The sequence below is a fragment of the Lawsonibacter sp. LCP25S3_E2 genome (assembly GCF_052117285.1).
Taxonomy (GTDB): Bacteria; Bacillota; Clostridia; order Oscillospirales; family Oscillospiraceae; genus Lawsonibacter.
The window spans coordinates 58,146-77,526 of sequence record NZ_JBQKJL010000001.1 but is presented as its reverse complement, the minus strand read 5'-3'; the positions used below and the strand labels follow the sequence as shown (position 1 = coordinate 77,526).

Annotated in this window: 17 protein-coding genes; 9 read left to right on the top strand and 8 right to left on the bottom strand. The window is 60.5% G+C overall.

The window, feature by feature from the left end; genetic code table 11:
* Positions 1-25: 25 nt before the first annotated feature.
* From ACTQ3R_RS00390 to recG, 6 genes are all read right to left on the bottom strand, one after another.
* On the bottom strand, positions 26-1,888 hold the full coding sequence (locus ACTQ3R_RS00390) for a 5'-nucleotidase C-terminal domain-containing protein (protein ID WP_441777666.1): 1,863 nt from the start codon (positions 1,886-1,888) through the stop codon (positions 26-28).
* A gap of 17 nt (positions 1,889-1,905) precedes the next feature.
* The gene (locus ACTQ3R_RS00385) at positions 1,906-2,787 is read right to left on the bottom strand and encodes a radical SAM protein (protein ID WP_441777667.1); all 882 of its coding nucleotides are present in this window, start codon (positions 2,785-2,787) and stop codon (positions 1,906-1,908) included.
* Positions 2,788-2,798: 11 nt separating this feature from the next.
* Positions 2,799-3,845: an A/G-specific adenine glycosylase gene (mutY, locus tag ACTQ3R_RS00380; RefSeq protein ID WP_441777668.1), complete on the bottom strand. Its 1,047-nt coding sequence runs from the start codon at positions 3,843-3,845 to the stop codon at positions 2,799-2,801.
* A gap of 297 nt (positions 3,846-4,142) precedes the next feature.
* Complete coding sequence (locus ACTQ3R_RS00375; protein WP_441777669.1) at positions 4,143-4,532, bottom strand: C-GCAxxG-C-C family protein; 390 nt, start codon at positions 4,530-4,532, stop codon at positions 4,143-4,145.
* 17 nt (positions 4,533-4,549) lie between these two features.
* Entirely contained in the window at positions 4,550-5,002 is a 453-nt protein-coding gene (locus ACTQ3R_RS00370) for a GNAT family N-acetyltransferase (RefSeq protein ID WP_441777670.1), read from the bottom strand.
* 12 nt (positions 5,003-5,014) lie between these two features.
* Entirely contained in the window at positions 5,015-7,117 is a 2,103-nt protein-coding gene (gene recG / locus ACTQ3R_RS00365; protein ID WP_441777671.1) for an ATP-dependent DNA helicase RecG, read from the bottom strand.
* Between the two features lie 132 nt (positions 7,118-7,249).
* Here recG and ACTQ3R_RS00360 point away from each other — a divergent pair, with 132 nt between their 5' ends.
* Together ACTQ3R_RS00360 and ACTQ3R_RS00355 are read left to right on the top strand one after the other, a co-directional pair.
* On the top strand, positions 7,250-8,182 hold the full coding sequence (locus ACTQ3R_RS00360) for a D-2-hydroxyacid dehydrogenase (RefSeq protein ID WP_441777672.1): 933 nt from the start codon (positions 7,250-7,252) through the stop codon (positions 8,180-8,182).
* Between the two features lie 101 nt (positions 8,183-8,283).
* On the top strand, positions 8,284-9,156 hold the full coding sequence (locus tag ACTQ3R_RS00355) for a hypothetical protein (protein WP_441777673.1): 873 nt from the start codon (positions 8,284-8,286) through the stop codon (positions 9,154-9,156).
* A 151-nt stretch (positions 9,157-9,307) separates the two neighbouring features.
* Here ACTQ3R_RS00355 and ACTQ3R_RS00350 read toward each other — a convergent pair whose 3' ends face one another.
* Complete coding sequence (locus tag ACTQ3R_RS00350; RefSeq protein WP_441777674.1) at positions 9,308-9,553, bottom strand: helix-turn-helix domain-containing protein; 246 nt, start codon at positions 9,551-9,553, stop codon at positions 9,308-9,310.
* Positions 9,554-9,690: 137 nt separating this feature from the next.
* Here ACTQ3R_RS00350 and ACTQ3R_RS00345 point away from each other — a divergent pair, with 137 nt between their 5' ends.
* Positions 9,691-9,936 carry a hypothetical protein gene (locus tag ACTQ3R_RS00345; RefSeq protein ID WP_441777675.1) on the top strand — a complete coding sequence of 82 codons (246 nt, stop codon included), beginning with the start codon at positions 9,691-9,693 and terminating at the stop codon, positions 9,934-9,936.
* 41 nt (positions 9,937-9,977) lie between these two features.
* Here the strand turns inward: ACTQ3R_RS00345 and asnS are convergent, their stop codons facing one another.
* On the bottom strand, positions 9,978-11,372 hold the full coding sequence (asnS, locus tag ACTQ3R_RS00340; protein ID WP_441777676.1) for an asparagine--tRNA ligase: 1,395 nt from the start codon (positions 11,370-11,372) through the stop codon (positions 9,978-9,980).
* A 387-nt stretch (positions 11,373-11,759) separates the two neighbouring features.
* Here asnS and ACTQ3R_RS00335 point away from each other — a divergent pair, with 387 nt between their 5' ends.
* From ACTQ3R_RS00335 to ACTQ3R_RS00310, 6 genes are all read left to right on the top strand, one after another.
* Positions 11,760-12,896 carry a bifunctional chorismate mutase/prephenate dehydratase gene (locus tag ACTQ3R_RS00335; protein ID WP_441777677.1) on the top strand — a complete coding sequence of 379 codons (1,137 nt, stop codon included), beginning with the start codon at positions 11,760-11,762 and terminating at the stop codon, positions 12,894-12,896.
* A 142-nt stretch (positions 12,897-13,038) separates the two neighbouring features.
* Positions 13,039-14,664, top strand: a complete 1,626-nt coding sequence (locus ACTQ3R_RS00330) for a gamma-glutamyltransferase family protein (protein ID WP_441777678.1) — start codon at positions 13,039-13,041, stop codon at positions 14,662-14,664.
* Positions 14,665-14,708: 44 nt separating this feature from the next.
* On the top strand, positions 14,709-15,467 hold the full coding sequence (locus ACTQ3R_RS00325) for an FAD binding domain-containing protein (protein ID WP_441777679.1): 759 nt from the start codon (positions 14,709-14,711) through the stop codon (positions 15,465-15,467).
* On the top strand, positions 15,464-15,928 hold the full coding sequence (locus tag ACTQ3R_RS00320; RefSeq protein ID WP_441777680.1) for a (2Fe-2S)-binding protein: 465 nt from the start codon (positions 15,464-15,466) through the stop codon (positions 15,926-15,928). The genes ACTQ3R_RS00325 and ACTQ3R_RS00320 overlap by 4 nt, the downstream gene beginning before the upstream one ends.
* Positions 15,925-18,201, top strand: a complete 2,277-nt coding sequence (locus ACTQ3R_RS00315) for a xanthine dehydrogenase family protein molybdopterin-binding subunit (RefSeq protein WP_441777681.1) — start codon at positions 15,925-15,927, stop codon at positions 18,199-18,201. Before ACTQ3R_RS00320 ends, ACTQ3R_RS00315 begins: the two co-directional genes overlap by 4 nt.
* A gap of 94 nt (positions 18,202-18,295) precedes the next feature.
* The gene (locus tag ACTQ3R_RS00310; protein WP_441777682.1) at positions 18,296-19,381 is read left to right on the top strand and encodes an ABC transporter substrate-binding protein; all 1,086 of its coding nucleotides are present in this window, start codon (positions 18,296-18,298) and stop codon (positions 19,379-19,381) included.

Sequence of the window (19,381 nt, the reverse complement as noted above, 5' to 3'; positions counted from 1 at the left end):
CGCTTTTGCGGCTGGAGTTTTTCGGTTAAGCCTGAGGGAGCTTCAGCTCCTGGCCTACAAAGATCATGGAGGGGTTGGAAATAAGGTCGCGGTTGAGCTCGTAAATCTCCTGCCAGCGCTTCCCGGAGCCCAGCTCCTGGGCGGCAATGCGCCACAGAGAGTCACCCTTTTGTACGGTATAGGTACGGCTCTGGGGCTGCTCGGGCTGAGGCTGCTGCTCCGGTTCTTCCGGCTGGGGCTGCTCTTCCGGCTGCTCGGGCTGGGTGGAGGCATTGAGGATGGTGATCCGGCCCTGACCGGCGGGGTCCTGGTAATCTTCCCCCACCTGGCCATTGAGGCCCTCTACAAAGAAGTTGATGAGGGACTGGTTATCCAGGATCACACTGTCCTTGAGCAGGGTGTTGTCCTGGAACATAGTAAAGCCGTCGCCGCCGGACTTGATGAGGTAGTTGTGGGAGGAGACGGTGTACACCTTGTCCAGCTCCAGAGGCTGTCCATTCACCTTTACATCGGTGACCCGGTAGGGCCCGGTGACACCCTGGAAGGACCCCTGGTCAGACAGCTGCACCGAGGAGGGGATGGAGGCATCGATGGTAAAGGTCAGACCGGAGACCTGGAGGAAGCCGCCGCTGCTCTCGGGGTAGAGGCGGGCGCCCATTTCCAGGGCGTCCAGCACCTCCTGGCCGGTGGCCTCCACCAGGCACAGCTCGTTGCCGTAAGGCTGGACGCTGAGCAGGCTCTGATAAGTGATGTCGCCCACAGGGATGTCCGCGCGGACACCGCCGCCGTTGCACAGGCCGATGTCGGCCCCCAGGGCCCAGCGGTAGGCATCCGCTACCAGATCGCCCAGGTTGGTTTCTCCCACCCGGACGGCCCAGTCGTAGCCGTTTTCCGCGGTGGCCTTCAGCTGGACCGCAGTGCTGCCCACGACCTGGTTAAGCTCCTCCTCAAACTGGCTGTTCACTTGGGCCAGATAGGCCTGGGTGTCCGGGTCAGCGGGGACGGTTTCCCCTTCCGGAGAGAGCATCTCCGTGGTGAATTCCCCGGTGGAGGGGTCCAGGGTGATGCAGCCCAGATTGGCCAGCTGGGTACCCGTCTGCACCAGGTCCACCGGCTCTCCGGCCAGGTTGGAGACCTGCTGCTGGTACACTTCGTGGGAGTGACCGTCAATCACAAGGTCGATGCCTGTGGTATTGGCAATGACCGCGGAGGAGGTCCACTGGGCGGTGGTGCCTTCCATGCCCAGGTGGGCCAGGGCCACCACATAGTCCGCCCCGTCCTTCCGGGCGGAGTCCACGGCGTTCTGGACGGCGGTATAGAGGGCCTGTCCATTGCCGCCCTCACAGAAGGAATAGATGTAGCTGCCGCTGTCATCCTGGAAGTGGGTGGGGTTGGACTTGGTCAAAGTTTCGGGGGTGGAGATGCCCACATAGGCCACCTGCACGTCCCCATAGTCCTCCACCCCATAGGGGGCAAAGACTCCTTTGCCTGCATTGTCCAGCAGGTTGCAGGACAGATAGGTGTACTGGGCCTTGGTTTGGGCCAGGTCCAGCAGGACATCCATGCCGTAGTCAAACTCATGGTTGCCGGGGATGGCATAGTCATAGCCCACATAGTTCATGATGTCCACCAGGCTGGCTCCCTGGGTCAGGGTACCGATGGGGCCGCCCTGAATGGCGTCGCCGGCGTCCACCAGGGTGACCCGGTCCGCGCCGTACTGTTCTTCCATCTCCTGGCGGTAGGCGGCTACCGCGGCGTAGCCGTCGGTGGCGGTGTGGACATCGTTGGTGTGGAGAATGACCACAGGAGCGCGTTCCGCCGCCATGGCCGGGATGGCCAATCCCAGGGTGAGGGCGGCGGTGAGCAGGAGGCTGAGCAGCTTTTTCATAAAATTCTCCTTTCTGTTCACAGGCCTGTGAGATCAAAGGGTGGGGTATATTCCTCCTTGGCGCTGGTGCGCTCCTGAGTAAAGCCAGCCAGGCCAAGGTTTCCCATATATTCCTGGGCTGCGCGCATTTCGCCGGTGCGAAGCCGCCGGTTAAGTTCGGGAAATTGGGACTCCAGATCGCCCCAAGGGGTGTATTGGCTCATAAGGGAAAAGAGAACGGTCCCTGGAGGAAACTCCCGTGCCACCCAATCCATTACGGCCTTGGCCTGGGGAAGCTGGCCGGGCAGAATCAGATGGCGAATGATGACCCCGCGGGTGAGCAGGCCGGCTTCATCAAACCGGCAGGGGCCGGTTTGACGGACCATTTCCCGGATGGCGGCGGTGGCCGCCTCCGGATAGTCGGCGGCGCGGGAGTAGCGCCGGGCGGTATCGGATTTGAGATATTTCAGATCGGGGAGGTAGATATCCACCAGACCCTCCAGACGTTGAAGCGTCTCTGCCTTGTCATACCCTCCGGTATTATATACCACGGGGACCGGAAGGGGATGCTGCTCCAGCAGGGCCTTGACCACATGGGCGTAGTGGGTGGGATTGACGAAATTGATATTGTGAGCCCCCTGGGCGATGAGCTCGTCGCAGATCTCAGCCAGACGCTCCAGAGGGATGGCTTTGCCGAAATCCTGATGACTGATTTTCTCATTCTGGCAAAAGACACAGCCCAGGCTGCACCCGGAAAAAAAGATGGTGCCCGACCCCCGCGTGCCGGAGATGGGGGGCTCCTCCCACATGTGGAGGGCGGCCCGAGCCAGAATGGGCGTTTCGGGCATGCGGCAGACCCCCTGACCCTGCTCCGGGGTGCGCAGCGCCCCGCAGTTTCGGGGGCAGAGATGACAGATCATAGCGTGCCTCCTTAAAACCGGCCCAGATGGTCGGCCACAATTTGGGAGAAGGACCCAAAGGCGTTGGGCAGGGCGTAACGGTCCCGCAGATCGGCCCGGCTGGCCCAGACCCAGCCCTCAGGGAGGCGGGGGCTGTCCAATATACCGGCCAGGGCGGTCATATGCCACTCAATGTGGGAGAAAATATGCTTTCCGGTTCCGGCCTGTTCCAAAGAACGGGGAGAGAGGCCCCACCGGGCAGGCCAATCCGTACCATCGGCCAGTTCGTTTGGGTACTCCCATAGCCCCGCCAAAAGTCCCTTGTCCCCACGGCGGCGCAGCGCCACGCTGTTTTGGTAAAACAGGAGGTAGACGGTGCGCGCCTCCAGGCGCCGGGCCTTTTGGGCGGCCTTGACGGGCAGCTCGCCGGTCCGGCCCTCCTGAAAGGCCCGGCAGAAGGGGGCGGCGGGACAGCGTTCACACAGAGGGGCGCCGTTAGGCAGGCAGACGGTGGCACCCAGTTCCATCATGGCCTGGTTAAAGTCTCCTGGGGCATCCAGGGGGATGATCGCTTCCAAAGCCTGGGTGACCTTTTTTTTCATGGCGGGGGTGGAGATGTCCCCGGTGTCTGCACAGATCCGGGCACTGACCCGCAGTACATTGCCATCCACCGCCGGAACAGGCAGGTGAAAGGCAATGGAGGAGATGGCACCGGCGGTATAGTCCCCCACCCCGGCCAGGGCACGGATATCTTTATAGGCATTTGGAAATACTCCGCCATGCAGCTGCATGATCTGAAGGGCGGCCTTCTGCAGGTTCCTGGCCCGGCTGTAATAGCCCAGCCCCTGCCACAGCTTGAGCAGCTGATCCTGGGGCAGAGCAGCCAGGTCGGCCACCGTGGGTACAGCCTCCAAAAAACGGCGGTAGTAGTCCAGAACAGCGGCTACCCGTGTCTGTTGCAGCATGATTTCGGAAATCCAAACGTGATATGGGGTGGGATCGCTGCGCCAGGGCAGGACACGGGCGTTCTCCCGGTACCACAGCAGCAGGGGAATGGGCAATTGCTGAAGCTCCTTCACTGGGGGCCTCCTTTCAACAGGATGTTTTTTCTATCATACACCCTCCGCTTGGAAACTGCAACAGCAGAAAGGTATAACTAAAAAGTAATATCTTGCATAATGGATTTGGGGATGGTATTTCCGGGGTTGGAGTGGTAAAGTCTTCACCAGAGATAAGGTTAAAAATTTAACGATTTACTGGCTGCCGCTCTTGCCAGCAGATCGGAGGGTTTTAACCACAATCTCCATCATTCCTTTTTCATCCATCCTTCCAGATCAAACCAACAAGGGACGCCCCTCAGGGCGTCCCTTGTTGGTTTATTGCCGTTGGGCCAGAATTGCCTCTACAGCGGTTACCATCTCATAGACCAGAGCGTCGCAGTGGGGCTTTCGCTCCTCACCCCGGTCGTGGGCGGCCCTCAGCAGCTCGGCGCAGTTGGTGGCACAGTGGTCCGCTTGGAACTGCTGCAGCAGGGCGGAAGCCTGTTTCTCCGCGCAGCCGGTCATGCCCAGCACCATCAAAGCGCCGGACAGAGCGCCGCACACAGAGCCGTGGCGCATGCCGGAGTTGAAGAAAGTACCCAGAGCGTAGGCCTGCTCCTGGGTGAGGCCCATCTCTTTGGCAAAGGTGACCAGCACCGATTGACAGCAATTATAGTGTACTTCCGTGTTGGCCCGTAGGGTGCGGGCCAATTCCATATGCTCCATACAAAGTTCTCTCCTTTTTACTTGATTTTGTCGATGACCATCTGCTCATAGCGCAGATATTGATAACCTGCTTTTTGGTACAGGCGGATGGCGTTCTGGTTAATGTCGTTAACCTCCAGACGGAACCGCCGGGCGGTGGGATACTGGCTTTCGATCCAGGCGAGAATCTCTCCCCCCAGCCCCCGGCCCCGGAAGGCGGGGGCAAGGTAAATTTCCTCCAGGAAGATGCAGCGCCCGCCTACTTCCGCGGAGTAGCACTGGGAGATATAGAGATAGCCCGCGGGCTGGCCGTCCATTTCAATGAGAAGACCCCGCAGAAGAGGCTCCTGGGGATCGGCAGCATCCCGGAAGGAGCGTTCTAAAATTTCAGGGTCCACAGGGTGAAGCACCGCATCTCCCTGGTAAAAGTCCTGGACCATGGGCAGGATCAGGTCGTGGTCCGCCATGGTGATGTCACGAAAGGTAAGCATGATGATTCTCCTTTAGTTAAAAATATCCGGGGTATCGGCAAACATGTTCCGTACCCGCTGCAGGACTGGGCGGTTGTCCGGGCTTGTAAGGGCCGGGTCCTGGGTGAGCAGTTGGTTGGCTGCCTGCTGGGCCTCCTGGAGCAGGGCCATGTCCCCCGACAGATCCGCCAGCTTCATCTGGGGCAGGCCGTGCTGGCGGTTTCCAAAGAAGTCGCCGGGCCCCCGAGCTTTCAGATCCTCCTCCGAGATCCGGAACCCGTCAGTGGTGGAGGCCAGGGTGCGCAGGCGGGTCATGGCCTCGGCACTGCGGGTGGCGGTGATAAGCACGCAGTAGGACTGGTGTTTTCCCCGGCCCACCCGGCCCCGGAGCTGATGGAGCTGGCTGAGGCCAAAGCGGTCGGCATTTTCGATGATAATAAGGGAGGCGTTGGGAACATCTACTCCTACTTCCACCACTGTGGTGGAGACCAAAACCTGGATCTCCCCCCGGACAAAGGCGGCCATGGCCGCCTCTTTTTCCTTGGGCTTCATTTTCCCATAAAGAAGGCCCAGTGTCAAATCGGGGAAAACCTCTCGCTGCAGATGCTCGGTATAGGTCTTGACGGCCTTTAAATCGGCGGGGGAGGAGGCACCCCAGGCGGATTCCGGTCCGTTCTCGGGGGTATCCTCTACCGCGGGACAGATGATATACACCTGCCGCCCCTGAGAGACCTGCTTGCGCACAAACTGATACATCCGCTGGCGCTTGTCCTCCCGCACCACATAGGTTTCTACCGGAGTGCGTCCGGGGGGCAGTTCATTGATGATGGAGATGTCCAGGTCCCCGTAAATGATAAGGGCCAGGGTGCGGGGAATGGGAGTGGCGGACATGACCAGCACATGGGGGGGCGGCATGCCGCCGGTCTCCGATTTCCCGGCCAGAGCCGAGCGCTGGGCCACGCCGAAGCGGTGCTGTTCATCGGCCACGATAAGGGCCAGCCGGTGAAATTCCACGCCCTGGGAAATGAGGGCATGGGTACCCACGGCAAAATCGATCTCCCCCTGTGCCAGCTGGGCCCGGACCTTCTTTTTCTCACTGGGGGTCAGCGACCCGGTGAGCAGTCCCACCCGCACCCCGGCGGGGGCGAGAAGCGCGGAGAGAGAGCGGAAATGCTGCTCGGCCAGCACCTCGGTGGGGGCCATCAGGGCGCACTGATACCCGGCCATGGCGCACAGCCAGCCAGCGTAGGCGGCTACGGCCGTTTTACCGGAGCCTACGTCGCCCTGGACCAGGCGGTTCATGGGCCGGCCGGAGGAGAGGTCCGCGGCGATCTCATCCATCACCCGGAGCTGGGCGGCGGTGGGGGAAAAGGGAAGCAGGGCGAGAAACTCTTCCTGGGGCCGCTGTGGGATGGCACAGGCCAAGGAAATGGCTTCTCTTCGATGGCGGAGAAAGCTCAAACCTACGGAGAGATAAAACAGTTCCTCAAAGGTAAGCCGCCGCCTGGCAATTTCCAGGGCATGCTCGTCCTGGGGAAAGTGGATGTTTCGGAGTGCATATTCCAAAGCGACCAGATTGTGGCCTTGCCGGATGGGCTGGGGCAGAGTTTCCGGCAGGGCGGCGACGCAGGGGAGCGCCTGGCGCACCAGGGATGCCATCAGGTGGTTGCTGAGGCCGGCGGTCAGGGAGTAGATGGGCATAATGCGGCCGGTGACGCTTTGCTTGCCCAGGTGTTCAAAAATGGGATTGATCATGGTGCGCCGGCGGCCTTGCTCCTCCACAGCGCCGAAAAAAATATATTCCTCCCCTGCCCGGAGGGCCTGCTCCACATATCCCTGATTGAAAAAGGTCAGATGGAGGGCTCCTGTATGATCCACCACCTTGACCTGGACCAGCTCCAGTCCCTTGCGGATCCGGGCGCGGCGGGGATGCTCAGCGGCCATGGCGGAGATGCAGATCCGCTGGCCCGGAGGGGCTTCCCGAATGGTATAGATCTTCCGCCGGTCCTCATAGTCCCGAGGATAGTGGGCCAGCAGGTCGTCTGCTTTTGTAAGGCCAAGCTTTTCCAGCTTTTTAAAGCGCTGCTCCCCCACGCCGGTAAATTCCAGCAGGGGCGTGTCTGGTGTGACTGCCATAGAAGTCCCTCCTTTCCGATATTTTTCCCATTTTAACACAGCCTGCAGCGGGAGTAAAGGCGAAAGGACACCCTTGTCAGAGTGTAGGCAGGCAGGTATAATAAACGGCAGAAACAAAAAGGAGGACGGAACATGTCTGAATATATTTTGAACCTGCTCCCGGTCAATGAAGAGGAAAAGCGCGCGTTTGAGGCCATTGCCCCGGAGGCGGTTCATGTGTACGCCGGGCGGCGGACCGTGACCCAGGAACAGCTGGAGTCGGCCACAGTGATTTTGGGCTGGCCACGGGCGGAGGACATGAAAAACGCCCGCAGTCTCCGGTGGTTCCAGAGCATGTGGGCCGGGACGGAGGAGTATGAGGGGATGCTGCCCCAGGGGATATGCTTTACCAGCTCCGCGGGGAGCAACAGCCGTTCGGTGGCCGAACACATGCTGGCCTCCCTGCTGGCGGTGTGCCGCCGCCTGCCCACCTACCGGGATTCTCAGAAGGCCCACCGCTGGGAGGATGAGGGCACCATGAAGACCCTGTTGGGGGCCACAGTGTTGGTGATTGGAGCGGGAAACATCGGCGGGGAGTTTGCCAAGATGTGCCAGAGCCTGGGGGCCCGCACGGTGGGTCTGAAGCGGACGGTACGGGGAGAAGTACCGGGCTTTGACCAGGTGGATACTATGGAGAAGCTGGACCATTGGCTCCCCCAGGCGGATGTGGTGGCCATGTCCCTGCCCCACACTCCGGAGACGGTGGGGCTGATGAACGAGGAGCGGCTGCGCCGGATGAAGGAGGATGCCATCCTCCTCAACGCCGGACGGGGGTCCGCCCTGGACCAGCAGGCTCTGGGAACCATGATGAAGGAAGGAAAGCTGTGGGGTGCGGCTCTGGATGTGACGGACCCCGAGCCCTTGCCCCAGGACAGCCCCCTGTGGGACATTCCCAATCTGCTCCTTACCCCCCATGTGGCCGGTGGTATGCGTCTGGAGATTACACGGAAGAACTGTATTCAGCAGGCGCAGGACAATCTGCGCCGGTATCTGGCGGGAGAGCCGCTGGTGAACCAGGTAAAATAAACGGTCCCTCCTTTGCAACCGGAGCCCTTGCTTTGCGTCTGAATGGATGAGAGCGAAAAGGAGGGATTTCCATGAAATGAAAAGGACTGGGAATTGCAGCGGTGCTGTTGCTGCTGGGCGGGGCGTGGTGGTGGACCGGACCCCGGTATGCCCTGGACGGCCCGCCCAGGGTCACGGTGTCCGCAGGGGCTGAAAAAACCGAGGTTGGCTGCTGGAGTGCCCAGTGGGACAGCCCCACGGTTTGTTTCAACGCCTGCGGCGACGCTCCCACCGCTCCCTACGCCCGTCCCTCTCAGCCGGTGGTATATGTAAAGGAGGGGACCGAGGCCCTCACTCTGTCCTACCCCGTTGCGCCCAGTGAAGTGACGGTGCGCTTTACGCCTGACAGCGGGGAATTGGGGGTGACCCTCTACGAAGGGGCCGGACGGAGAGAACTGATCCTCCCTCTACCGGAAGATTTCAGGGGGATTTATGAGGTAAGTGAGGTCTGGAAGAACGTGCCCCCTGCCACGGGGTACGCCCAACGGGGATTCCTGGCAGTGGGAGAGGGGGAAAGCCCAGGGGACCCAAAGCTGGCTGAGCCCCCGGAGCTTGTCGTGACGAACGGCGGGGAAAACCCGGTGACGGCCCGGCTCGGCTCCTATTCCTGGTATATCTGGCAGGGCGGCGAGGAGATGGAGGGGATCATCGCCGATGCCCCCCACCCCCTGGAGATGTCCCATCTGCCTGCTATGGCTGCACAGCCTGGGGACCGGCTGGAGCTGCAATGGTCCGCTGCGCCGGACGAGATATCCGTGTGGACCTGGTCGGCGGGAAAGGGCGTTGACCAGGAGCCGGTGGAGGTGGAGACCTGGCTGGGAAATGAGGTCTCGGTCCCAAAGCTGGATGGCACCGCGGTGCTTGAGGTGCGCGGCCGCTGGTACCTGGCCGGGGATAACTGGGGAGAGGCCAGTTATTTCCTCACACTTGTATAAAAAACAGGGCGGACGCCATGGGGCACAGCATGAGCAGAGATGTTGCCTGTATGGAACATTCCATGGTAAGGCGGCTGTACCCCGTGGAATGAGAGCCGCCGGAGCATTTGATCAATAAAAAGAAAGCCTGTCTGTAAGTGACAGGCTTTCTTTATGACAAAAGATATTCTAACGAGACATCAAAGACCTGGGAAAAGGCCTTTAGCTCAATGTCGGTTACAAATCGCTGGCCGCTTTCGATGCGTTGAATCGCATTTTTGTCCAGGTCAAGTCCGGACAGCTGCAGCAGATCGGCTAACCCACGTTGAGAGAGCTTGGGCGAGCGAGATTTTCGCAATTCGGCTACCCGTATGCCACACAGGTTGTATCGGCCATTCGGACCGCGATTTTTATACATAAAATCATTCCTGACATTCAATCGTTGTCACAGAAATCATTTTATGGTATAATAGCGCCAAATATGACATTTAATAAATGTCAAAAAAGGGAAGGAATGGCTTGTATCCGGTAAAGGATCAACAGGCGGGTACTGAAATGAGAAAATCTGTGCGGGATGACCTTTATGCTCGAGCAATTGGGTGGGAGGTGCTTCATTACCTTCAGCAGGAATGTCCAGCAGAACTTGGGGAGGAAATGGAGCACGATGCCCTTCGTGTGCTGGAAAAAATCAAAAGAACCCTGGACGATCCAAGGCTGAGTGACCAGACCTGCTATGAACGAATTGAGCAAATTGTTCAAACGTTTTATGCGTTTGGAATATCCACAAGCAGACATGATTAAAAACCCCCGGCGCCGTGGCGCCGGGGGTTTTTCTTGATTGTTTAAAATTCCGCGTTGCCCCAGGTTCTGGGATGCAGCTCCACGTCACGGATGTTGTTCACGCCGGTGAGGTACATGACCATCCGCTCAAAGCCCAGGCCATAGCCAGCGTGGCGGCAGGAGCCGTAGCGGCGCAGGTCGCAGTACCACCAGTAGTCCTTGGGGTCCATGCCCAGCTCCTGGATGCGGCCCTCCAGCAGCTCCAGGCGCTCCTCACGCTGGGAACCGCCGATGAGCTCGCCGATGCCGGGCACCAGGCAGTCGGCGGCGGCCACGGTCTTGCCATCGTCGTTCTGGCGCATATAGAAGGCCTTGATCTCCTTGGGGTAATCGGTGACGAACACGGGGCGCTTGTACACCTGCTCGGTGAGATAGCGCTCGTGCTCGGTCTGCAAATCGCAGCCCCAGTAGACCTTGAAGTCGAACTTGTCGTTGTTCTGCTCCAGGATCTTCACAGCCTCGGTGTAGCTCACACGGGCAAAGTCAGAGGAGGCGACATGCTCCAGGCGCTCCTTCAGGCCCTTGTCCACAAAGGAGTTGAAGAAGTTGATCTCATCGGGGCACTTGTCCAGCACATAGCGGATGACATACTTGATCATGGCCTCGGCGTTGTCCATGTAGTCGTTCAGATCGGCAAAGGCCATCTCGGGCTCGATCATCCAGAACTCGGCGGCGTGGCGCTGGGTGTTGGACTTCTCGGCGCGGAAGGTGGGGCCGAAGGTATAGACGTTGCCAAAGGCCATGGCAAAGTTCTCACAGTTGAGCTGGCCGGAGACGGTGAGGTTGGCCTTCTTACCGAAGAAGTCCTGAGTATAGTCCACCTGGCCGTCCTCCGTCTTGGGAACATTCTGGAGGTCCAGGGTGGTCACCTGGAACATCTCGCCGGCGCCCTCACAGTCACTGGCGGTGATGATGGGGGTGTGGACGTAAACGAAGCCCCGGTCCTGGAAGAAGCAGTGGATGGCGTGGGCGGTGGCGGAGCGGACCCGGAACACGGCGGAAAAGAGGTTGGTCCGGGGGCGCAGGTGCTGAATGGTGCGCAGGAACTCCACGCTGTGGCGCTTCTTCTGCAGGGGATAGTCGGGGGCGGACACGCCCTCCACCATAACAGAGGAGGCCTTTACCTCCAGAGGCTGCTTGGCTTCGGGGGTGAGCACCACCTGGCCGGTAACGATGAGAGCGGCGCCCACATTCTGGCCGGCGATCTCCTTATAATTGTCCAGAACATTGGCGTCCAGAACGATCTGCAAATTTTTAAAGCAGGAGCCGTCGTTAAGCTCCACAAAGCCGAAGGTCTTCATGTCCCGGATGGTGCGGGCCCAGCCGCAGACGGTAACAGTCTGACCGCCCAGACTCTCCTGGTCGGCAAAAATGGCGGCAATGGTGGTGCGTTCCATAGTGAATCCTCTCCAAATCTTGAATGTTGGGAAAAGCGGGCTCAGAGCTGGGCCCGCGCTCAGTTGGCCCTTATTATAATGCTTTTTCCCGCGTTTTGCAAGGGTTGGGACATATTTCAGGGAGATGAGGCCCCGTTTGGAACCGTTTTTGCCATTGCAGTGCCCGGAACAGAAAAAAAGAGAGGGGGAATTGTGGAAAATGTGAAGGGAGGCGGAGAAGGAAGCGGGGAAAATGGTGGCTCCTGACGGTTTCCTTTTGGGGAGTAAAGTGCTATGCTCTAACCAATCGGTACGAAAAGAGGAGTGGCAGACGGATCTGCGGCAAAACGCCGCAAAAGGTGTGCAGCGTAGATTCTGGAAATGCCATGAACAAAATGGAGGTAGCCTATGGAGCTTTCGGAAATCCGCAAGCAGATTGATGTACTGGATGATCAGATGCTGGAGCTGTTTCTGAAGCGGATGTCTCTGGCGGAGGACATTGCAGATTATAAAAATGAACATCACATGCCCATTCTCAGCCGGAGCCGGGAACGGGAGATCCTGTCCAAGGTGGCCAAACAGGCGGGGGAGCGGGAGCGGTATGCCTACCATCTCTTTACCACTCTGTTCCAACTGGCTAAGGCCCGGCAGGCAGAGCTGCTCTCCGCCCCCTCCCAGGTGGGGGAGATGGTAAAGGCGGCCCTGGAGGCGGGAGCGGCGGTATTTCCCAAGACGGGGACGGTGGCCTGCCAGGGAGTGGAGGGAGCCAATTCCCAGACGGCCTGTGACCGGCTGCTGCCTCGGGGAGAGATCCGGTATGTGAACACCTTTGAGGATGTCGTCCGGGCGGTGGAGGAGGGCAGCTGCCAATTTGGCGTGCTGCCCATTGAGAACAGCTCCAATGGCTCGGTCCGGGCGGCCTATGATCTGTTGCAAAAGCACAGCCTCAGTGTGGTGCGTTCGGTCCGGCTGTGCATCCGCCATGAGCTGCTGGCCTTGCCGGGTACCCGTCTGGAGGATATCCGGGAAATCTATTCCCATGAGCAGGCCATCGGCCAGTGCAGCCGATTTTTGCGCGGGCTGGAGGGGGTCAAGGTGATCCCCTGCGGCAATACGGCCATGGCCGCCCAGAAGGTGGCCCAGGAAGGGGACCGGGGGATCGCGGCCATTTCTTCCCACCCCTGTGCCCAGCTCTACGGCCTGGAGTGCGTGCGGGACGACATTCAAAACAGCGATAACAACTATACCCGATTTTTCTGTGTGGCCAGGGATCCGGCCATTTACGCCGGGGCCAACCGGATCAGTTTGATTGTAGGCTGTGACAACCGGCCTGGGGCTTTGTATGAAATCCTCTCCAAGTTTTCCGCGCTGGGCATCAATATGACCAAGCTGGAGAGCTGCCCGGTGACAGGTCGGAACTTTGAGTTTGTCTTTTTCCTGGAGATTGAGGCCTCTGTGCTGGAGGAAGGGGTCCTGGGGATGCTGGAGGAACTGGAACGGGAGTGCGTTAGCCTGCACTTTTTGGGAAATTACGCTGAAATCTGATGGGAAAACCCGCCCAGGCCAATGGGCGGGTTTTTTGCGGCCCAAACAAGAAAAAAGCGCCCGGAACAGTTGCCTGGGGTGGCGTGCTTCTTGTATAATGAAGGTACGACAGCTGACAGCAGGAAGAGAGAGGTTTGATACTATGCTGAACTTTGATCCAGAGCGATATTCCTATCCGTCCCGGCGCAATGTAGTGTACGGGCGCCACGGCATGGCCTGTACCTCGGTGCCCCTGGGGGCCCAGATCGGGGTAGATGTGATGAAGGCGGGGGGAAACGCCGTGGATGCGGCGGTGGCCATGGCGGCGGCCATGCCCCTGCTGGAGCCCACAGGCAACGGACTGGGTTCTGATTGCTTTGCCCTTGTATGGATCGAAAAGGAGAAAAAACTGTACGGGTTAAATGCCAGCGGCGTGGCCCCCATGTCCCTCAGCGCCCAGAAGGTGCGGGAGCTGGGTTTTGGGGAGATGCCCAAGGAGGGATGGCTCCCCACTATGGTGCCGGGCGCTCCCGCGGGGTGGGCGGAGCTCAACCGCCGGTTTGGAAAAAAGTCCTTGCATGAGCTCTTTGCCCCCGCCGTCTCCTATGCACGGGAGGGGGTCCCCGTCCCGGTGAATGTGGCCAAGCAGTGGCGAAAGGACATGCGGCGCATAGAAGCGGCCATGAAGAGAAATCCGGCGCCCCACCGCTATTGGTGGGAGTGCTTTACCAAAAATGGAGAGAGCTATGAGGCAGGGGACCTCTTCTGCTGGGAGGAGTATGCCCAGACCATGGAGGAGCTGGCCCGGACCAACTGTGAGAGCTATTACCGGGGCTCCATTATGGAGAAGATCGTAGCGTTCAGCCAGGAGACCGGGGGCTGCTTTGCACGGGAGGACTTTGAGAACTACCGTCCCCTGTGGGTGGAGCCCATTACCACGGACTATAAGGGCTATACGGTATGTGAGATCCCGCCCAACGGCCACGGCCTCACGGTGCTGATGGCCCTGAATATCCTGCGGGGGCTGGAGCTGCCGGAGGAGAAGGAGTGCGCCGAGACCTATCATAAAATCGTGGAGGCCATTAAGCTGGCCTTTGCGGACACCAAGACCTATGTGGCCGACCCCCGGTACATGAGGATGAAAGTAGAGGACATGCTCTCCGAGCAGTACGCGGCCCAGCGCCGGGCACTGATCGGTGACAAGGCCCTGGAGCCGAAGGCGGGAGACCCCTCCTGCGGTGGGACCATCTACCTGTGTACCGCCGACCCGGAGGGAAACATGGTCTCCTTCATCCAGAGCAACTACACCACCTTCGGCGCGGGGGTGGCCATCCCCGGCACAGGGATCTCCCTGCAGAACCGGGGAGCTAACTTCTCCCTGGAGGAGGAGAGCGACAACTGCCTGGCGGGGGGCAAGCGCTCCTACCACACCATCATTCCCGGATTTTTGATCAAGGACGGGGAAGCGGTGGGCCCCTTTGGGGTGATGGGTGCCTTTATGCAGCCCCAGGGCCATGTACTGGTGGCAGTGAACACCCTGGACTATCACATGAATCCCCAGGACTGCCTGGATGCCCCCCGCATCCAGTGGATCGGCGGAAAGAAGATCCAGCTGGAGGAGAGTGTGCCCGCCCACATTGCCCAAGAGCTTCAGGCCATGGGCCATGAGGTAGAGGTCATCTCGGACTCCATCGGCATGGGCCGGGGGGAGATCATCTGGCGCGTCGGCAATGGCCTTCTCATGGGGGCCACAGAGCCCAGGTGCGACGGCACCGTGGCGGCCTGGTAAGAAAAACCGGAGATTTTACAATACAAAAGGGAGCGGATTCGTTTATGTATACCGCACGTAATTATATTAAGGCCGAATCCCTGGCCCAGGCCCATGAGCTGAACCAGCGTCGGGCCAACGCGATTATTGGCGGGGGCTGCTGGATGCGCATGGGGGAGCGGATGTACGACACCCTCATCGACCTGTCCGGCCTGGGCCTGGACCAGATCCAGGACCGGGGGGAAGAGGCGGCTCTGGGGGCTATGGTTACCCTGCGGCAGCTGGAGACCAATTTTATGCTGGAGAAGTGCTTCAGCGGGCTGTTTCGGAAGTGTACCCAGCACATCGTAGGGGTGCAGTTTCGCAACTGTGCCACTCTGGGGGGAAGCGTCTACTCCCGCTTTGGCTTTTCCGACATCGTCACGGCCCTGCTGGCCCTCAGCTGCCAGGTGGAGCTGGCGGGGGCTGGGCGGATCCCCCTGGAGGAGTATGTGAAGCTGCCCCGTGACCGGGATGTGCTCGCCTGGGTCTTTGTGAAGAAGGACGGCCGACCTGTGGCCTATGAGACGGCCCGGAACAGTGAGACGGACCTGCCGGTACTCACCTGTGCCCTGTCCAAGGTAGGAGAGACCTGGCGGGCGGTGGTCGGCGCCCGGCCGGGGAGCCCCCGTGTGGTGGAGGACAGCACCTGGGAGGGGTTGGAGAAGCAGGTCCTTGCTCTGGAATATGGAGACAATATGCGAGGGAGTGCACGGTACCGCCGCCATCTGGCGGAGGTACTGCTGAAGCGCTGCAAACAGCAGCTGGAGGTGAGTGGAGTATGACCATTAAGTGGACCTTAAACGGGGCAGCCCGTACCGATGAGGTGGAGGCGGATGAGACGCTGCTCCACTGCCTGCGGAAGGTGGGCTGCCTGTCCGTGAAGTGCGGCTGTGAGACCAGCGGCTGCGGCCTTTGCACCGTGTGGATGGACGGAACGCCCGTGCTGTCCTGCTCCGTCCCCGCCCCACGGGCAGAGGGCCATGCAGTCACCACCCTGGAGGGCCTTCAGGAGGAGGCGGCGGAGTTTGGCGCCTTTTTGGCCGACGAGGGAGCGGAGCAGTGCGGCTTCTGCTCGCCCGGCTTTATTATGAATGTACTGGCCATGGTGCGGGAGCTGAAAAACCCCACCGAGGAGGAGATCCAACATTATCTCACCGGAAACCTGTGCCGCTGCTCCGGCTATCAGGGGCAGCTGCGGGCCATCCGCAAGTATCTGGCCGCGAAGGGAGGGGAGCAGAGATGAAAGCTGTTTCCACCGGCGTACGGAAGAAGGACGCCATGAGCCTGGTTACCGGCAAGCCGGTGTACACCGGAGATCTGGTCCCCGCAAACGCCCTGCGCTTGAAGCTGCTGCGTTCCCCCCACGCACGGGCTAACATTATCTCCATCGACACCAGCCGGGCCAAAATGGTGCCCGGCGTGGCGGCGGTGCTGACCTGGGAGGACATGCCCCAGAGCCGCTTTACCACCGCCGGCCAGACCTGGCCCGAGCCCAGCCCCTATGACCGGCTGATCCTGGACCGGCACCTGCGCTGTGCCGGGGACCCGGTGGCCATTGTGGCCGCGGAGACAGAGGAGATTGCCCGGCGGGCGGTGCGGCTCATTAAAGTGGAGTATGAGGTGCTGGAGCCCCTGCTGGACTTTACCAAGGCTCTGGACAACCCCATTGTGGTCCACCCGGAGGAGAATTTCCGCTCCCTGTGCCCGGTAGGCACCGACCCAAAGCGCAACCTGGTATCCACCGACAGCTTTACCGTGGGTGATGTGGAGGGGGAGTTTGCCAAATGTGATGTGGTGCTGGAGCGCACCTATAACACCGTGGCCAACAACCAGACCATGATGGAGCCCTTCTGCACTTATACCTATTTGGATGAGTATGGCCGCCTCAATGTGGTCAGCTCCACCCAGGTGCCTTTCCATGTGCGGAGGATCTTATCCAACGCCCTGGAACTTCCCAAAAGCCAGATCCGGGTGGTGAAGCCCCGGATCGGCGGCGGCTTTGGCGCCAAGCAGAGCGTAGTCAGCGAGCAGTTCCCTGCCATTGTCACCAAACTCACCGGCCGTCCCGCTTACCTCTGCTACACCCGGCAGGAGTCCATGGCCAATGGCTCTCCCCGCCACCAGATGCAGGTGAAGGTCCGTATCGGCGCCGACCGGGACGGGTCCATCCGGTGTATGGACCTCTACGCCCTGTCCAACGCCGGGGCCTATGGGGACCACGGCCCCACCACCATCGGCCTGGTGGGGCACAAGTCCCTGGCCCTCTACGGAAGCCTCCGGGCCAGCCGCTTTGTCTGTGATGTGGTGTATACCAACACCATGGGGGCCGGTGCCTACCGGGGTTACGGAGCCACTCAGGGCATTTTTGCGGTGGAGTCCGCTGTCAACGAAATGGCAGCCCAGCTGGGCATGGACCCCTGTGCCATCCGGGAGAAGAATATGGTCCGCCAGGGCCAGATGATGCCCGCCTATTACGGCGAGCCCTGCAACAGCTGCACCCTGGACAAGTGTATGGAGCGGGCCAAGGAGATGATGGGCTGGGACAAGGGGCCCACCCACTGGACGTTGCCCAACGGCCACATCCGGGGCCGGGGCGTGGCCATGGCCATGCAGGGCAGCGGCATCTCCGGCGTGGACATCGGCAGCGTGGAGGTGCGCCTCAACGACGGGGGCTTCTATACCATGCTGGTGGGCTGTACCGACATGGGCACCGGCTGCGATACCATTCTGGCCCAGATGGCCGCCGACTGCCTGGACTGCAGTGTGGACGACATTGCCGTGCGGGGAGTGGACACCGACCAGTCCCCCTATGACACCGGCTCCTACGCCTCCGCCACCACCTATGTCACCGGCGGGGCGGTGGTGAAAACCTGTGAAGAGCTGCGGGAGAAGATCCGTCTGGAGGGCGCCCGCCTGCTGGGCATCGACCCTGAGGCTGCCCAGTTTGACGGGGAGAAGGTCTTCCTGCCCGGCACGGACAAGGTGATGACAAGGGCAGAGATCGGCTGGGCCAGCTATGAGGGGCACAGCAAGCAGCTTTCTGCCAGCCAGTCCAACTCCTCCCCCATTTCCCCGCCCCCCTTCATGGTGGGGATGGCCGAGGTGGACATCGACCCGGACACCGGAGCGGTGCGGGTAGTGGATTATGTGGGCGTGGTAGACTGCGGTACGGTGATCAACACCAACCTGGCACGGGTCCAGACCGAGGGCGGCATTGTCCAAGGCATTGGTATGGCCCTGCTGGAGAACATCCAGTATAATCCCCAGGGCCGCATGCTCAACGACTCCCTGCTCCAATACCGCATCCCCACCCGCCTGGAGGCGGGGAAGATCCGGGTGGAGTTTGTGCCCAGCTATGAACCCACCGGACCCTTTGGTGCCAAATCCATTGGAGAACTGGTCATCAACACCCCCAGCCCCGCCATTGCCGAGGCCATTCGGGCGGCCACGGGACACATGTTCCGTACCCTGCCCATCCGTCCGGAGGACGTAGCCCTGGCCGGCTTGGAGGAATAAAACATCCAAAAGCCGCATCCTGCCTTGACAGGGTGCGGCTTTTATGGTACCTTCGTTATGTTTTTTCCAGCATAACGATATTGGAGGAATTTTTATGAAAAAGAGACTTTTGTCGATGATCCTGGCTGCCGCCATGGCCCTTTCCCTGGTGGCCTGTGCCCAGAGCGGGGAGAGTTCCGGTGCCGGAGCCTCCTCTGGGAGCACGTCTTCCGCCGCCTCCCAGCAGGGAGACGGCAGCACCCAGTCTGAGGCGGCTTTCCCTGTTACCGTGACCGACGCCGCCGGGCGGGAGGTGACCATCGAGGAGGAACCCGAAAAGCTGGTCAGCGGCTACTACATCACCACTTCCATGCTCATTGCTCTGGGCCACGCGGACAAGCTGGTGGGCATTGAGGCCAAGGCGGACACCCGGCCCATCTATGCCCTGGCCGCCCCGGAGCTTCTGGAGCTGCCTTCGGTAGGCACCGCCAAGGAGTTTGACCTGGAGGGCTGTGCCGCCCTGGAGCCGGACCTGGTGATCCTGCCCCTGAAGCTGAAGGATACCGTCCCCGCCCTGGAGGAGCTGGGCCTCACGGTGATTACCGTCAACCCCGAGAGCCTGGAGCAGCTCAATGAGACCATTCGCCTTTTCAATGCCGCCATTGGCGATCCGGTGAAGGGCTGGGAGCTGCTGGACTATAACCAGCAGACCCAGGAGTTTTTGGCCGAGAAGCTGGCCGATGTGGAAAGACCACGAGTCTATTTGGCGGGCAACAGCAGCTACCTGAGCACCGCCGGAGCGGCCATGTATCAGAACACCCTTCTGGAGATGGGCGGCGGTGAAAATGTGGCCGCGGAGCTGGAGGACACCTACTGGGCGGACGTGTCCTATGAGCAGCTGCTCTCCTGGAACCCGGAAGTCATCATCATGGCCTCCGACGCGGCCTATTCCAAGGATGAGCTGCTGGCCGACCCCCAGCTGCAGCAGCTGGACGCGGTGAAAAATGGCCGGGTGTACGCTATGCCCTCCGCCTTTGAGTCCTGGGACTCTCCGGTCCCCAGCGCCCTGGTGGGCAGCCGCTGGGTGGCCAGCGTCCTCCATGGGGAGGAGTATGCCTTTGAGCAGTTCCAGGCCGATGCGGCGGACTTCTACCGGCAGTTCTACGGCGTGGAAATCGACACCCAGCTTTTGAGCTGGTAA

Bases quoted from the DNA above. Each gene is read 5' to 3' on its own strand.
- ACTQ3R_RS00390 (WP_441777666.1), bottom strand. From the start codon at position 1,888: ATGAAAAAGCTGCTCAGCCTCCTGCTCACCGCCGCCCTCACCCTGGGA.
- ACTQ3R_RS00385 (WP_441777667.1), bottom strand. From the start codon at position 2,787: ATGATCTGTCATCTCTGCCCCCGAAACTGCGGGGCGCTGCGCACCCCG.
- ACTQ3R_RS00375 (WP_441777669.1), bottom strand. From the start codon at position 4,532: ATGGAGCATATGGAATTGGCCCGCACCCTACGGGCCAACACGGAAGTA.
- ACTQ3R_RS00370 (WP_441777670.1), bottom strand. From the start codon at position 5,002: ATGCTTACCTTTCGTGACATCACCATGGCGGACCACGACCTGATCCTG.
- recG (WP_441777671.1), bottom strand. From the start codon at position 7,117: ATGGCAGTCACACCAGACACGCCCCTGCTGGAATTTACCGGCGTGGGG.
- ACTQ3R_RS00360 (WP_441777672.1), top strand. From the start codon at position 7,250: ATGTCTGAATATATTTTGAACCTGCTCCCGGTCAATGAAGAGGAAAAG.
- ACTQ3R_RS00350 (WP_441777674.1), bottom strand. From the start codon at position 9,553: ATGTATAAAAATCGCGGTCCGAATGGCCGATACAACCTGTGTGGCATA.
- ACTQ3R_RS00345 (WP_441777675.1), top strand. From the start codon at position 9,691: ATGAGAAAATCTGTGCGGGATGACCTTTATGCTCGAGCAATTGGGTGG.
- asnS (WP_441777676.1), bottom strand. From the start codon at position 11,372: ATGGAACGCACCACCATTGCCGCCATTTTTGCCGACCAGGAGAGTCTG.
- ACTQ3R_RS00335 (WP_441777677.1), top strand. From the start codon at position 11,760: ATGGAGCTTTCGGAAATCCGCAAGCAGATTGATGTACTGGATGATCAG.
- ACTQ3R_RS00330 (WP_441777678.1), top strand. From the start codon at position 13,039: ATGCTGAACTTTGATCCAGAGCGATATTCCTATCCGTCCCGGCGCAAT.
- ACTQ3R_RS00325 (WP_441777679.1), top strand. From the start codon at position 14,709: ATGTATACCGCACGTAATTATATTAAGGCCGAATCCCTGGCCCAGGCC.
- ACTQ3R_RS00320 (WP_441777680.1), top strand. From the start codon at position 15,464: ATGACCATTAAGTGGACCTTAAACGGGGCAGCCCGTACCGATGAGGTG.
- ACTQ3R_RS00315 (WP_441777681.1), top strand. From the start codon at position 15,925: ATGAAAGCTGTTTCCACCGGCGTACGGAAGAAGGACGCCATGAGCCTG.
- ACTQ3R_RS00310 (WP_441777682.1), top strand. From the start codon at position 18,296: ATGAAAAAGAGACTTTTGTCGATGATCCTGGCTGCCGCCATGGCCCTT.